This is a genomic window from Catenuloplanes sp. NPDC051500 (genome assembly GCF_044454585.1).
Taxonomy (GTDB): Bacteria; Actinomycetota; Actinomycetes; order Mycobacteriales; family Micromonosporaceae; genus Catenuloplanes.
On the sequence record NZ_JBITDX010000005.1, the window covers coordinates 214,899 to 227,828 of the forward strand.

Below are 12,930 nucleotides of genomic sequence, written 5' to 3' on the forward strand. Positions count from 1 at the left end.
CAGAGCAAAGGCTGCCGCAAAGTGGGTGCGGACCGGCGGATGGCGAAATTTCCGGAAATCGGGCCTGGCCGCACGCGCGAAAGGGCCGGCCCCGCGTGGAGCCGGCCCTTCCGCAACGGTCATATGCTCGCGGCCGCCGAGGCGATCGCGGAGGCGTACGTGCTGACCTCCGTGTAGACACCGGGGTAGCCGGCACGCGCGCAGCCGTAGCCCCAGCTCACGATGCCGACCTGGATGAGCGAGCCACCGGTGGTGGTGGCACGGAACATCGGGCCGCCCGAGTCGCCCTGGCAGGTGTCGACGCCGCCCTGGTTGTAGCCCGCGCAGATCATCGCGCTGGCCACGATCTCACCCGGGTAGGACGAGCTGCACGAGGAGTCGCTGACGAACGGCACCGACGCCTTGAGCAGGTAGCGCTGCTGGGCGCCGCCCTCGGTCGCCGCACCCCAGCCGGCCACAGTGAACGTTCCGGAGTTGTAGGCGGTGGTGGTCGCGATCGGCAGCGTGGACAGGCCGGTGACCGGGCTGGCCAGCTTGATCAGGGCCCAGTCGTTGGCGTACGTGCTGCTGTTGAAGTTCGGCGACCGGTAGACGTAGGTCGAGGTGCGGGTGACCCGGCTGGACGACTGCAGGTCGACCACGCCGACCGTCGCGGTGATGCTCGTGTTCGCGCCGGTCCTGGTGACACAGTGCGCCGCGGTCAACACGATCTGCGTCGTGTAGAGCGCGCCGCCGCAGCCCATCGAGAGCCGCACCATGAAGGGGAACTCGCCCTGTGCGGCGCGCGTGCCGCCCACGACGTCGGGCTTGGCCTGCGCGATGCCGGGCACCGCGGTGCTGCCCAGCGCGGCGGCCGTGATCAGCGCGAGTGCCAGGCCTAGCGTCTTACGCCAACGAGCCATGTGTCCTCCCGGGACGCGGTCCGGCGTGCCTCGTGGGCAACCGGTTCAGTGATTCAGGGGAGCCTATGGCGGGTGGGCGGCCGGACATACATATCGAATAAGACATACCTATTGCGTGGATCGGTATTGCCCTGGTCGGCGGGGTGTGAACGACGACGAGCCGCCCCGGTCACGGAGCGGCTCGTCGTCGGGCGGATCAGGCTATGCGGCGGTACGCGGGGTGGCGGTCGAGATCGTGCCCTCCACAAGTGGGCTGTCCGGGTCCGTACCCGGCGCGTCGTTCTTCTGCTGGCCGTAGCCGGAGGTCACATACCGGAATCCGGCCAGCAGCAGGCCCGCGACCGGGACCGCGACCAGGAAGCGGACCAGCGCGTCCGTGAGGTCAAGCGTCTGCAGGATGAGCGACTGGAAGAAGGCCGGCAGCGAGAGCACTACCGCGAACCACAGTGCAGACGGACGAATCAGCCCCATTTAACGCCTCCGCTTTCGGGTCGACTTCTTCTCGATCTGGGTCATGCGCTCACACAACATGGCGGCCCACGTGTGCGGGGACGCCTCCTGGCCGTCGACCGTGAAGATCGGCACGTCCAGTCCCAGCACGCTGGCCGGGTCCGCGGTCACGGCCGCGCCGTAGACCGCCACCGCCTCCACGTCGCCCATGCTGCTCAGATGGCGTCGCGTGTCCGCGGTCTTCCGGGTCGCGTCGACGGCCGCCCACACCTCGGTCGCGCCGAGGGCATCGCAGACGTCCCGGACCCACTCCTCGTTCGGCTCGCTGACCGGGGCGTCGAGCACCACCACGTACGGTGTGTCGCCTCGGTGGATCTTTCTGGCCTTCTTCTCGGCCGCGCTCGGCCCGGAGATCTTCCGCGACGGGTGGATCCCGGTCCCGGCCGCGGACGGCCCGGCCAGCAGCAGCCGGGACGCGTCCAGCCGCAACTGATCGACCACCCGGCGGGCGACCGGCAGTGCATGGCTCAACTCACCTGCCACCACGAGCACATCCCCGGCGCGCGCGGGCGGTTGCGGCCGGGCCGGCATGTCGGCAAGCGCCTCGAGCACACCGCCGTAGGCATCCGTGCCGGTGGCCCGTTCCGCCATCGTCTCCGGCATCCCCAGCTCGATCAGCCGCTCGGCGATCGGGCCCACGGCCTTCGCACCGCGCGTCTGCTCCGGCTCGGCCACCGGCTTCGCCGGAGCCACGTCCACCACCGCAAGCGCCTTCTCGGGTACGGCCGGGAGCGCCGGATGCACCGGCACGAGGGCCGATCGCTCCGGACTCGCCGGTGCGGCCGGAATGATCGGCACCTCCGGCGCCGGGCTGGTCAGCAGCTCCGACACTGAAACGATCGGCGCCTCCGGCACTGGGATGATCGGCGCCTCGGGTGCCATCGTCGCTGTCGCCATCGGTGTACTCATCGGCGGCGCGGCCGGAGGCGGCTGGGAAACCACGGGTGCCAACGGGTTGGTTTCCGCGATCAGCTGCTCCAGCAGCGCCGGGCTGACCATCGGCACGCCGGGTGGCGGCGGTCCGTCCGGCGCGGTCGCGGCCGGCGGGCGGTACGGGCGGACGGTCGGCGTGGCGGGCTTCATCGGCACGTCGATCGTGGGTGCCGCGCCGCCGGACGCCGCGAGGGCGTGCGTCATCGTGCGCTGCTCCGCGGGGTCGCGGGTCAGGTGGCCGCTCTCCAGCCCGGCCATCACCTCCGCGAACGCGGGACTGGCAGTGGAGACGAGGTTGGCGCGGGCTGGCAGTTCGGGCTGACTGTAGGTGTTCCGGACGGTCTGGGCGGTCTGCTGCTCACGGTCCGGGGAGACGAAGCCGTCCCGATCGGCGCGTTCGAGAAGCGCAGCGAGGGTGTCGGCAGGTTTTTCCTGCGCGGTGCCCGGACCTTGGCCGCCTGAACCGTGGTCGCCTGCCCCCGGGAAGCCGGGGACCTGTCCTGGCTCGGTCGGGAACCCGCCGCCGGTCCCGCGGGGTCCGCTGCCAGGCCCGCCGCCGTAGCCACCGCCGGGCCCGCCGCGGTTGCCGCCCGGCCCGTCCTGACCGGCGAATCCGGCGCTGGGGGCGAACGAGCCGACGAGGGCGCCTTGCGTGCTCTGTCCACCCGGCCCGGGACCGATGCCGGCGAGCCCGCCACCCTGCCCGCCGCTGTGGAAGACGCCGTCCTGACCGCCGCCGGGGAAGCCGCCTCCCGGCCCCGCGCCGGGGAAGCCGCCCCCGTGCTGCCCACCCGAGCCGGTGAATCCGCCGCCCTGGTCCGGCGGGCCGCCGCCCTGCCGCCCGGTCATCACCTCGTCCGGAACCTCGACCGACAGCTCGTACTTCTGCTTCGCGAAGAAGCCGCCGAACCCGCCGGTACGCACCTTCTCCGCGGAGATGATCCGTACGGACGTGCCGTACTCCCTGCGCACCTGCTCCAGCAGCGGCTCGATGGCCGGCCCCTCAAGCAGCACCCGCGTAGGCACCGTTCACCACCCCCATGGTCTCGATCTGCGCGGTCGTGCCGGCGATCTCGGAGTACGACATCACCGCGGTCTTGCGCCCACCGGCCCGCACCAGCCGGTGCAGCGGCGGCCGTAGTTGCGGAGAGCAGGCCAGGACCGGGGTCGCACCCTGCTGTTCCGCGATGTCGCCGTGCATCGCGATCTGGTTGACCACGTTCTCCGCGAGCGAGGCGTCCAGTGCCAGGAACATGCCGTTCTCGCTCGGCCGCAGCGACTCGAGCATCGCGTGCTCCAGCTGCGGGTCGAGCGTGATCACGGTGAGCGTCCCGTTCGTGGTGAACTGCTGCGCGATCGCCGGGCCGAGCGCGGCGCGGGCCGCCTCGACCAGGCCGTCGTGGTCAACGGAGATCTTCGCGCGCAGCGACAGCGACTCGAAGATGCGGATCAGGTCGCGGATGGCCACGCCCTCGTCCAGCAGCGACTGCAGCACGCGCTGGATCTGGCCGAGGCTGAGCAGCGACGGCGTGAGCTCCTCGACCACCACCGGGTGGGTGCGCTTGACCGTCTCGACGAGCGACCGCACGTCCTCCCGGCCGAGCAGCCGGCTGGCGTTGGTGCGGACCACCTCGGCCAGGTGCGTGATGATCACTGAGGCGCGGTCGACAACTGTCGCGCCGGCCAGTTCCGCCTGGTAGTGCAGCTCGGCCGGCACCCACTTGCCGGCCAGCCCGAAGACCGGTTCCACGCCGGCCCGGCCGGGCAGCGCCTGGAGCCCGTCGCCGATCGCGAGCACTGTGCCGGGCGGCGCCTGTCCTCGGCCGGTCTCCACGCCGCTGATCCGGATCGCGTACCCGGAAAGCGGCAGTTCAAGGTCATCGCGGGTACGGACCGGAGGCATCACCACGCCCAGCTCCAGCGCGATCTTGCGGCGCAGCGCGCGTACCCGGTCCAGCAGGTCGCCGCCGGTCGGGTCGACCAGGTCCACCAGGTCGGGGGAGAGGGCCAGCTCCAGCGGGTCGACCCGCATCTCACCCATGATCGACTCGGTGGTGTCCGGGTTGACGACCGAGGCCGCGGAGCCCTCGGCCGCCTCGCCCTCGGCCGGCTCCGGCGCCGGTGCCTTGATCCGGGTGGACGCGAAGAGCACCAGGCCGCCGACGATCAGGAACGGCAGCTTCGGCAGGCCGGGGATGACGCACAGCGCGAGTGCGGCGCCGCCGCCGATCTGCAGCGCCAGTTTGTGCTGGCCGAGCTGCTTGGTGACGCTGCTGCCCATGTCGCCCTCGGTGGCGGACCGGGTCACGATCAGGCCGGTCGCCACCGAGAGCAGCAGCGCCGGGATCTGCGAGACCAGGCCGTCGCCGATGCTCAGCAGGCTGTACGTCTGGATCGCCTCGGCCGGGCTCAGGCCGCGCTGAAGCATGCCGACCGCGAAGCCGCCGACCAGGTTGATGAGCGTGATGATGATCGCCGCGATCGCGTCGCCCTTGACGAATTTCGAGGCGCCGTCCATCGCGCCGTAGAAGTCCGCCTCGGAGGACACCTCGATGCGTCGTTTGCGCGCGGTCGGCTCGTCGATCAGGCCGGCGTTGAGGTCCGCGTCGATGGCCATCTGCTTGCCGGGCATCGCGTCGAGCGTGAACCGGGCGCCGACCTCGGCGACGCGCTCCGCGCCCTTGGTCACCACGACCATCTGCACGATGACCAGGATCGTGAAGATGACCAGGCCGACGATGAGCGAGCCGCCGACCACGAAGTGCCCGAACGCCTCGATCACCTTGCCTGCGAAACCGTCCATCAGCACCAGCCGGGTCGCGCTGATGTTCAGTGCCAGCCGGAAGAGCGTGGCGATCAGCAACAGCGCGGGAAAAATTGAGAACTCCAGCGGCTTCTGGACGAACATGCTGACCAGGACGATCAGGAGCGCCGCGGTGATGTTGAGCGCGATGAGCAGGTCCAGGACCATCGTCGGCAGCGGCACCACCATCATCACGATGATGCCGATGACGCCGATCGGGACGGCGAGCTGGCCGGCGAGCTTGCTGTTCACGGCACCTTCCACGGGTATGGGGTGTCCCGGGCGGGTCCGTGCCCCTGTGGAGGTGCCTTCCTGGCGACGTTCCGATCGGCCGGACCGCGCCGGAGCTGAGCGTTACCCGAACCTGAGCGTGAGCGTTACCCGGACCTGAGCGTTATGCGGCGCTGAGGGTCATGCGGCCAGGCGGTGCGTGCCGGCGGCGGAACCGCGGGACTTCAGGCTCATCACGAACGCCAGCACCTTCGCGACCGCGCCGTAGAACTCGGCCGGGATCTCCGCGCCGATCTCGCAGCTGCTGTAGAGCGCGCGGGCCAGCGGCACGTCCTGGATCATCGGGATGCGGTTCTCGGTGGCCAGGTCGCGGATCTTCTGCGCCACGTTGCCCTGGCCCTTGGCGATCACCCGGGGTGCGCCCTTCTCCGGCTCGTACCGCATGGCGATCGCGACGTGTGTGGGGTTGACAAGCACCACGTCGGCCTTCGGGACGTCGGACATCATCCGGTTGCGGGACATCGCGTGCTGCCGCGCCCGGATCTGGCCCTTGACGTGCGGGTCGCCCTCGGTCTTCTTGTACTCGTCCTTGATGTCCTGCTTCGACATCCTCAGCTGTTTCATGGTGCGCATCCGCACCACGAAGTAGTCGGCCGCGGCCATCACCAGACCGGCCAGCGCGGCCGTCCGGATCAGCGAGAGCACCGCGTCCTTGACCATGTCGAGCAGCACCGCGAGCGGCAGGGTGCCGGACGACATCAGTGACGGCACCAGGTCCTTGATCTGCATGTAGAGCACGGCGCCGAGCACCGAGGTCTTGATCAGCGCCTTGACGCCCTCCCAGAGCGCCTGCATGCCGACGATCCGCTTGATGCCCTGCAACGGGTTGAGCCGGGAGAACTTCGGCATCAGCAGCTTGGTGGCGATGTGAATGCCGCCCTGTGCGCCGGAGCCGATGATGCCGATCAGCATCATCGTGACCGCGAGCGGCGCCACCGCGAAGGCCGCGCCCATCAGCCCGTCCCGGAACATGTTCAGCGCGGAGCCGGCGTCCGGGTCGTTCATCACGTCCGGCAGCTGGATGATCACCTCACGGGACTTCTCGACCGCCTTCTCGAGCGTCATCGGCACGAGCACGCTCGCGGCCGCGATCCCGGCCCAGGCGCCCAGGTCCGGCGTCTTGCCGATCTGACCCTCTTCGCGGGCCTTCTTGAGTTTCTGCGGTGTCGGTTTCTCGGTCTTCTCACCACTCACGCCGTCTCACCACCCTCAGGCACCGGAGAGCGTGATGACGGCGGAGACCGCCTTCTCGATGATGATGTCCAGCGCGTGGGGCAGCACGGCGATTGCGGTGCCACCGAGCATCAGCACCAGGAAGATCTTGGCGGGAAAGCCGAGGGAGAACGCGTTGAGCGCCGGCGCGACGCGGTTGAGCAGGCCGAAGCCGACGTCAGTCAGGAACAGCACCGCGATCAGCGGGCCGGCGATCTGCAGGGCGGCCAGGAACATGTCGCCCACGCCGTCGGTGAGCAGCTTGGCAAGCGTCTCAAGGGAGAGCGTCTCGTTCAGCGGCAGCGTCGTGTAGGACATCATGAAGCCGCGCAGCACCATCTGGTGTCCCTCGGACGCGAACAGCAGCGTCACGGCCATCAGGTTGTAGAACCGGCCGAAGATCGAGCTCTGGTTCTGGGAGAGCGGGTCGTACGCCATCGCGAGCGTGAAGCCGCCGAACAGGTCGATCATGTCGCCGGCCGCCTGGAGCGCGGCGAACAGCATCGCGGTGAGGAAGCCGAGCGCCGCGCCGACCGCCACCTGCTCGACCACGCTGATGAGCAATGCCGATGTCGCCAGCTCCGGCACCTGGCCGGCGAGCTTGGGCGACATCGGCAGGGCCAATGCGAGTGCGAGGAGCGCCTTGATCCTGGCCGGGATGAGCCGGGAGTTGAACGGCGGGCAGAGCGCGAGCCAGGCGGACGCGCGGACCATGGCGAGCAGCAGCGCGGTCATGTCCGCGGTCTGGAGCTGCATGGACACCATTGCGCGGCGGCTCCTCCGTGATGTTCAGCCCGGAGGCTTCGATCCTCAGCCCAGCAGGCTCGGAATCTGCGCGAAGAGGTTGTTCGTGAACGAGGTCATCTCGTGGAGCATCCAGTTGCCGCTGACCAGCAGGGCGACGCCACAGGCGATGGCCTTGGGCACGAAGCTGAGCGTAGCTTCCTGGATCTGCGTCACGGACTGGAACAGCGAAATGGCGAAGCCGATGGTCAGCGCAGTGAGCAGAACGGGCGCGCACAGCTTTGCCGCGATGGTCATAGCCTCAAGCCCGAGGTGCACGATCTGCGCGTCCGTCATGTGTAGCCCTTCGCCGAGTTCCGCGGTGGCTCGTGCCCCCGCTGAGAACTACTTTCCGGCACGGCCGTCGCAGCCCGGTTATCCGTACGGTGGCCGCTCGGTTGCAGTGGGTTCGGGCAAAAAAACAGGGCCCGGGGCGAAAGCCCGGACCCTGCCTGGTACGTCGCGGTCAGCCGAGGAGGCTGGGGATCTGCGCGAAGAGGTTGTTCGTGAACGAGGTCATCTCGTGGAGCATCCAGTTGCCGCTGACCAGCAGGGCGACGCCACAGGCGATGGCCTTGGGCACGAAGCTCAGCGTGGCCTCCTGGATCTGGGTGACCGACTGGAAGAGCGAGATGGCGAAGCCGATGGTCAGCGCAGTGAGCAGAACGGGCGCGCACAGCTTTGCCGCGATGGTCATAGCCTCAAGCCCGAGGTGCACGATCTGCGCGTCCGTCATGTGTAGCCCTTCGCCGAGTTCCGCGGTGGCTCGTGCCCCCCGCTGAGAACTACTTTCCGGCACGGCCGTGGCGGGACGGTTACCGCCGAGGTGGCAGCCCGGTTGCGGTGTCAGGCGTAGCTGCCGACGAGCGCGGTGATGACCAGCCCCCAGCCGTCGACGAGCACGAAGAGCAGCAGTTTGAACGGCAGCGCGACGGTCACCGGCGGCAGCATCATCATGCCGAGCGACATCAGGGACGCGGACACCACGATGTCGATGATCAGGAACGGGATGAAGATGACGAACCCGATGATGAACGCGGCGCGCAGCTCGGACAGGACGAACGCGGGCACAAGCGTGGTCAGCGGCACGGCGTCCGGGTTGGCCGGGCGCTCCGCGTCCGCGACCTTGGTCAGCAGCGCGATCTCGTCCGCCCGGGTCTGCTTGAGCATGAACTGCCGCAGCGGCTGTACGCCGTCGTTGAACGCCTGCGTCTGATCCTTGTCGCCCTTGAGGTAGGGCTGCACCCCGATCGCGTTCACCTCGGACAGCACCGGACTCATGATGAAGAAGGTGATGAAGAGCGCGAGACCGGCGATAACCTGGTTCGGCGGCATCGACGTCATGCCGAGCGCGTTCCTGGTGATGCCGAGGACCATGAACACCTTTGTGAAACACGTGCAGAGGAGCAGTAGCGCGGGCGCCACGGACAGCAGCGTGAGGCCGACCAGCAGCACGATCGACGTGCTCGGCTTGCCGGCGTCGCCCTCACCGTTGATGTTGATGTCGATCGTGCCGGGATCGGTCGGCTGGGGTGCGGGCGCCGCGGCCATGACGGCCGTGACCGGGTCCGCGGCCGCGGCCGGACTCCCCAGCGCCAGCAGACAGCCCAGCAGGAGCAGCAACGCGGCGGTACGCCTGATCGTCATCGGCGGACCGTCCGCTCCCTCAGCAGGTTCAACCAGGTACGCCCGGAGGCCACTGCGTCGTCCATCGGACGCTCGACCACCACGCTCTCCTCGGCGCCGTCACCGCTGAGGTCCTCGCCCGGCTTCACGTGCTCCGGCAGCGTGATCCGGTTCCGGCGCTGGGCCGGCCCGGCCAGCTGCCGTTCCACCGCGCCCAGGTCGGTTTCGCCGAGCAACGTCACCTGGCTCTCGGTCACCCCGACGATCAGCGCGCGGTCCACCACCCGGATCAGCGCGACCGAGGTGCCGCGGCTGAGCTGGGTGCGGGACAGCACGTCAAGCGCGGCGCCGCTGTGCCGGCCGGTGAGCGGCTTCTTCACCACCCGCGCCAGCACCCACATCAGGCCGAAGACGATGGCCAGCGAGAAGACGATCCGGAGGACCAGCTCGATCACAGGGGCTCACCTCTGAGCAATTTCCAACCCGGCCGGCGTGCAAGACGCCGGGCACAGGCTGGACGGGACGGTCGGAGCACGGTGAAAGCGGCTCACTCGTTCGGTGTCATGATCTCGGTGATCCGGATGCCGAAGTTCTCGTCGATCACGACCACCTCGCCGCGCGCGATCAGCCGGCCGTTGACGAGCAGGTCAGCCGGGCTGCCGGCGGCCCGGTCCAGCTCGACGATGGTGCCGGGGGCGACGGAGAGCAGGTCACGCACGTTCATCCGGGTGCGCCCGAGCTCGGCCGAGACCTCCATCTCGACGTCGTGAAGCATCTCCAGCCCGGCGCGTACCGCGGTGGCGGGCGCGGACGCCCGGGGAGCCACGTCGCCGCTCTCCGACGGCCACGGGGACAGCAGCACCGCGACCGCGGCCCGCATCTCGCCGCCCTCCAGCAGCGGCACGCTTACCGTCATGTCGTCCTTGATGGTCAGCGCGCTCAACGCGACCGCGGGCTCCATCACCTGGCCCGGGTCCAGCACGACCGGGCCGAACGCGCGGGCCGCGCCCTCGAGTGCGGGGCGGATCGCGGTCGCCAGGTCAAGCTCACCGAGCGGGCTGGTACGCAGCGCCTCCGCGAGGTCCGCGCCGACGATCACGACGACCTCGCCGGTGGCCGCGCCGCTGAACCGCGCGGTGACCGCCTGACCGTCCGGCAGCCCTTGGATCGCGCCCACGACCGGCGCGCCGACCTGCAACGGCGTGCTGGTCGGCAGGACCGCGAGCGCGGCCTGCGCGGCGGAGCGGGCGAGCGCCAGATGCGAGTCGGTGACGGTTGCCGCGGTCATGCGTGCACCCCCTGAGGCTTCGTCATTGAGTGTTTTTCAACCTGTCCCAACATGGTCACGGCCCGACCCGTCGACACGGCCTTGGTGTGTGAGAGCAGCCAGGTTGAAAAATGCTCATTTGCGGGAGTCCTCCTTGGGCGAGGGCACGATCAGGCAGGCGAGGCGCGCCCCCTGGGTCCCGGGGACGGCATGGGCGAAGACGGTGTCGTTGACAACGACGGAGAGGGGGACGGTGACCGGGTGGCCGAGCGGCACCACGTCGCCGGGGCGCAGGTCGATGATGTCGTCGGTGCGCATGCGGATCGGCTGGAAACGCACCGCGACGTCGAGCGGCGCGAGCGAGAGGCCGGCGGTGAGGTTGCTCTGCGCGCGGAGCAGGCTCATCCGCTCCTCGGCGGTCAGCTCCACGTGCTCGGTCGGCTTCTCAAGCACCGGCAGGATGCTTGCGAACGGGATGCAGATGCTGGCGATCGACTCCTCGGAGCCGACCCGGATCTCGAACGAGGTGACCACCACGGCGTCGCCTGGCGCGATCGTGCGGACGAACTGGGGGTTGTACTCGATCGCGCCGAGCTTCGGGTGGACCGGGACCATGGCCTCCAGGCCGTACGCGAGCTCGCCGAGCATCTTCTCGATCAGGCCGCGCAGCAGCGGCATCTCCAGGTCGGTCAGCGGGCGCTCCGGCTGTGCGCCGCCGGGCCCGCCGAGCAGGTGGTCGATGCTCGCCATCGCGGTGCTCAGCGGCACCTCGAAGAGGATCGAGCCGGTCAGCGGCTCAAGCGTGACCACGGCCAGCACCGTCGGGTTGTTGAGCTGGGTCTGGTACTCCTCGTAGGTGAGCTGCTCGATGGCGAGCAGGCCGACCTGGGAGACCGCGCGGAGGCGGGTGGTGAGCAGGGTGCCGCAGCTGCGCGCGTACGTCTCGAAGCACATCTGCAGGTTCCGCATGTTCTCGCGGGACAGCTTGATCGGGCGGCGGAAGTCGTAGGGCTGTGGGCCCGTACCTCCACCGCGACGCGACATGCGGCCCGATGCGACTTTGCCGGAGACCGCGGACGGCGACTTGGTCACGCGGTTCCCATCGGCATCTTGAAAGCTTCACTGAGGAAACCGCCCACATCGCCTGGGCGGCGCCGGCGGGCTCCCACGGTTCCGGAGCCCGCTCAGCACGTTACCGACATTCCGGTTATTGCGTGACGAAAGTTGTGTAGTAGATGGCCATGACCTCCTCGTGGTACGCCTCCTTGATCTTCTCGGTCAGCTCTTCCTTGAGCTTGGCGCGGCCCTCGGCGGTCTGCAGCTCCGCGACCTCGACGTTCGTGTACTGGTCGATCGCCAGGTTGAGCGCCTTGCTGCCGTCCGGCTCCTCGTGCGCGGTCGCGGTGGCCTGCAGCGCGATGCCGACCTTGAGGTAGTGCGAGTCGGCCAGGTTGATCGTGACCGGGTCCAGCGAGACCACCGCGCCCGGCTCCGGCTCCGGTGCGGCCTCAGCCTCGCTGGAGCCGCCCTTGAGCAGCATGAACGCGCCGCCGCCACCGCCTCCGAGCAGCAGCACCGCTGCCACGATGATGATGATCAGCTTCTTCTTGCCGCCCTTCTTCTTCGGAGCGTCGCCCTCGGGTGCCTTCTCGTCCTTCGCCATCTCGGTATCCCCCGGAAAGTGTGTGAAAGGTCGGTGATCAGTCGTGGTGCGCGGCGACCGTGGGCAGCAGTTCTGCCTGGCCGGCCGGAAGCGTGGTCAGGATGATGACGTCGACCCGGCGGTTCGCGGTGACGGACCGCGGGTCCTTCGGATCGACCAGCGGATGCGTGTCCGCGAAGCCGTTCGCCATCATGCGTTTCTCGGCGATGCCGTCCGCGGCCAGCTTCCGGACCACTGACGACGCCCGCGCCGAGGAGAGCTCCCAGCCGCTCGGGTAGTCGCCGGTCGCGACGCCCAGCTGGTTGGTGTGGCCGTCCACCTCGATGTTGTTCGGGATGTTCTTGAGCGCCGGCGCGATCGAGTCAATGATCTTGCTGCCACCCGGACGCAGGTCCGCCTTGTTACCGGCGAACACGACCTCGTTGGTGACCACCGTGACGACCAGGCCGCGCGCGTCGATCGAGTACTTGACGGTGTCCTGCAGGCCGGCCTGCTTCAGCTTCGCGTCGATCTCCGCCTTGACCTGCTCCAGGTTCTCGGCCTCCGCGCGGGCGGCCTCGACGTCCTGCTGCGCCTCCCGCCGGTCTGCCGCGGCCACGGCCTGCTCGATCTCGTCCTCGGTGGCGGTCTTCTGCACGCCCGAGACGCTCTCGGCCAGGCCGGGGTTGATGTTCATGATGCTGGCGTCGGTGGCGGAACCGTCGAGAAGCGAGATGTTGCCCTGCAACGCGGCCGTCTCGGCGCCGAAGCCCTGCTTGAGCCCGGCCGCGAGTTCCGCGTACTTCGCCTTGTCCACGTTGCTCATCGAGTAGAGCACCACGAACAGCACGAAGAGCAGGGTGAGCATGTCCGCGTACGAGACGAGCCAGCGTTCGTGGTTGACGTGCTCCTCGTGCTCCTCATGGCCGCCCTTCTTCTTGGGCTTGGATGCCTTGGACAT

Annotated in this window: 14 protein-coding genes; all 14 read right to left on the bottom strand. The window is 69.1% G+C overall.

Going from position 1 to position 12,930, the window contains the following annotated elements:
• Positions 1–119 precede the first annotated feature (119 nt).
• The 14 genes from ACIA8K_RS12860 to ACIA8K_RS12925 all read right to left on the bottom strand — a co-directional run bounded on the left by ACIA8K_RS12860 (position 120) and on the right by ACIA8K_RS12925 (position 12,930).
• Positions 120–902, bottom strand: a complete 783-nt coding sequence (locus ACIA8K_RS12860; protein ID WP_396058116.1) for a S1 family peptidase — start codon at positions 900–902, stop codon at positions 120–122.
• A 201-nt stretch (positions 903–1,103) separates the two neighbouring features.
• Positions 1,104–1,373, bottom strand: a complete 270-nt coding sequence (locus ACIA8K_RS12865) for a hypothetical protein (protein ID WP_396058118.1) — start codon at positions 1,371–1,373, stop codon at positions 1,104–1,106.
• The gene (locus ACIA8K_RS12870) at positions 1,374–3,371 is read right to left on the bottom strand and encodes a hypothetical protein (protein WP_396058121.1); all 1,998 of its coding nucleotides are present in this window, start codon (positions 3,369–3,371) and stop codon (positions 1,374–1,376) included.
• Positions 3,349–5,400 (bottom strand): flagellar biosynthesis protein FlhA, encoded by a 2,052-nt coding sequence (gene flhA / locus ACIA8K_RS12875; protein WP_396058124.1) that lies wholly within the window; start codon positions 5,398–5,400, stop codon positions 3,349–3,351. The genes ACIA8K_RS12870 and flhA overlap by 23 nt, the downstream gene beginning before the upstream one ends.
• A gap of 159 nt (positions 5,401–5,559) precedes the next feature.
• The gene (flhB, locus tag ACIA8K_RS12880; protein WP_396058126.1) at positions 5,560–6,633 is read right to left on the bottom strand and encodes a flagellar biosynthesis protein FlhB; all 1,074 of its coding nucleotides are present in this window, start codon (positions 6,631–6,633) and stop codon (positions 5,560–5,562) included.
• Positions 6,634–6,648: 15 nt separating this feature from the next.
• Entirely contained in the window at positions 6,649–7,416 is a 768-nt protein-coding gene (fliR, locus tag ACIA8K_RS12885; RefSeq protein ID WP_396058129.1) for a flagellar biosynthetic protein FliR, read from the bottom strand.
• Positions 7,417–7,461: 45 nt separating this feature from the next.
• Positions 7,462–7,731 (bottom strand): flagellar biosynthesis protein FliQ, encoded by a 270-nt coding sequence (gene fliQ, locus ACIA8K_RS12890; RefSeq protein WP_396058131.1) that lies wholly within the window; start codon positions 7,729–7,731, stop codon positions 7,462–7,464.
• A gap of 169 nt (positions 7,732–7,900) precedes the next feature.
• Positions 7,901–8,170: a flagellar biosynthesis protein FliQ gene (gene fliQ / locus ACIA8K_RS12895; RefSeq protein WP_396058131.1), complete on the bottom strand. Its 270-nt coding sequence runs from the start codon at positions 8,168–8,170 to the stop codon at positions 7,901–7,903.
• Positions 8,171–8,280: 110 nt separating this feature from the next.
• Positions 8,281–9,081, bottom strand: coding sequence for a flagellar type III secretion system pore protein FliP (gene fliP, locus ACIA8K_RS12900; RefSeq protein ID WP_396058133.1), 801 nt, complete (start codon positions 9,079–9,081; stop codon positions 8,281–8,283).
• Entirely contained in the window at positions 9,078–9,515 is a 438-nt protein-coding gene (locus ACIA8K_RS12905; protein WP_396058135.1) for a FliO/MopB family protein, read from the bottom strand. The genes fliP and ACIA8K_RS12905 overlap by 4 nt, the downstream gene beginning before the upstream one ends.
• Positions 9,516–9,607: 92 nt before the next feature.
• Complete coding sequence (fliN, locus tag ACIA8K_RS12910) at positions 9,608–10,348, bottom strand: flagellar motor switch protein FliN (protein WP_396058137.1); 741 nt, start codon at positions 10,346–10,348, stop codon at positions 9,608–9,610.
• Between the two features lie 114 nt (positions 10,349–10,462).
• Positions 10,463–11,371, bottom strand: coding sequence for a flagellar motor switch protein FliM (locus ACIA8K_RS12915; RefSeq protein ID WP_396058139.1), 909 nt, complete (start codon positions 11,369–11,371; stop codon positions 10,463–10,465).
• Between the two features lie 163 nt (positions 11,372–11,534).
• Complete coding sequence (locus ACIA8K_RS12920; RefSeq protein WP_396058142.1) at positions 11,535–11,990, bottom strand: flagellar basal body-associated FliL family protein; 456 nt, start codon at positions 11,988–11,990, stop codon at positions 11,535–11,537.
• Positions 11,991–12,027: 37 nt separating this feature from the next.
• Positions 12,028–12,930 (bottom strand): flagellar motor protein MotB, encoded by a 903-nt coding sequence (locus ACIA8K_RS12925; protein WP_396058145.1) that lies wholly within the window; start codon positions 12,928–12,930, stop codon positions 12,028–12,030.

Coding starts and splice junctions, on each gene's coding strand:
- ACIA8K_RS12860 (WP_396058116.1), bottom strand. CDS start 902: ATGGCTCGTTGGCGTAAGACGCTAGGCCTGGCACTCGCGCTGATCACG.
- ACIA8K_RS12865 (WP_396058118.1), bottom strand. CDS start 1,373: ATGGGGCTGATTCGTCCGTCTGCACTGTGGTTCGCGGTAGTGCTCTCG.
- fliR (WP_396058129.1), bottom strand. CDS start 7,416: ATGGTGTCCATGCAGCTCCAGACCGCGGACATGACCGCGCTGCTGCTC.
- fliQ (WP_396058131.1), bottom strand. CDS start 7,731: ATGACGGACGCGCAGATCGTGCACCTCGGGCTTGAGGCTATGACCATC.
- fliQ (WP_396058131.1), bottom strand. CDS start 8,170: ATGACGGACGCGCAGATCGTGCACCTCGGGCTTGAGGCTATGACCATC.
- fliP (WP_396058133.1), bottom strand. CDS start 9,081: ATGACGATCAGGCGTACCGCCGCGTTGCTGCTCCTGCTGGGCTGTCTG.
- fliN (WP_396058137.1), bottom strand. CDS start 10,348: ATGACCGCGGCAACCGTCACCGACTCGCATCTGGCGCTCGCCCGCTCC.
- ACIA8K_RS12915 (WP_396058139.1), bottom strand. CDS start 11,371: ATGTCGCGTCGCGGTGGAGGTACGGGCCCACAGCCCTACGACTTCCGC.
- ACIA8K_RS12920 (WP_396058142.1), bottom strand. CDS start 11,990: ATGGCGAAGGACGAGAAGGCACCCGAGGGCGACGCTCCGAAGAAGAAG.
- ACIA8K_RS12925 (WP_396058145.1), bottom strand. CDS start 12,930: ATGTCCAAGGCATCCAAGCCCAAGAAGAAGGGCGGCCATGAGGAGCAC.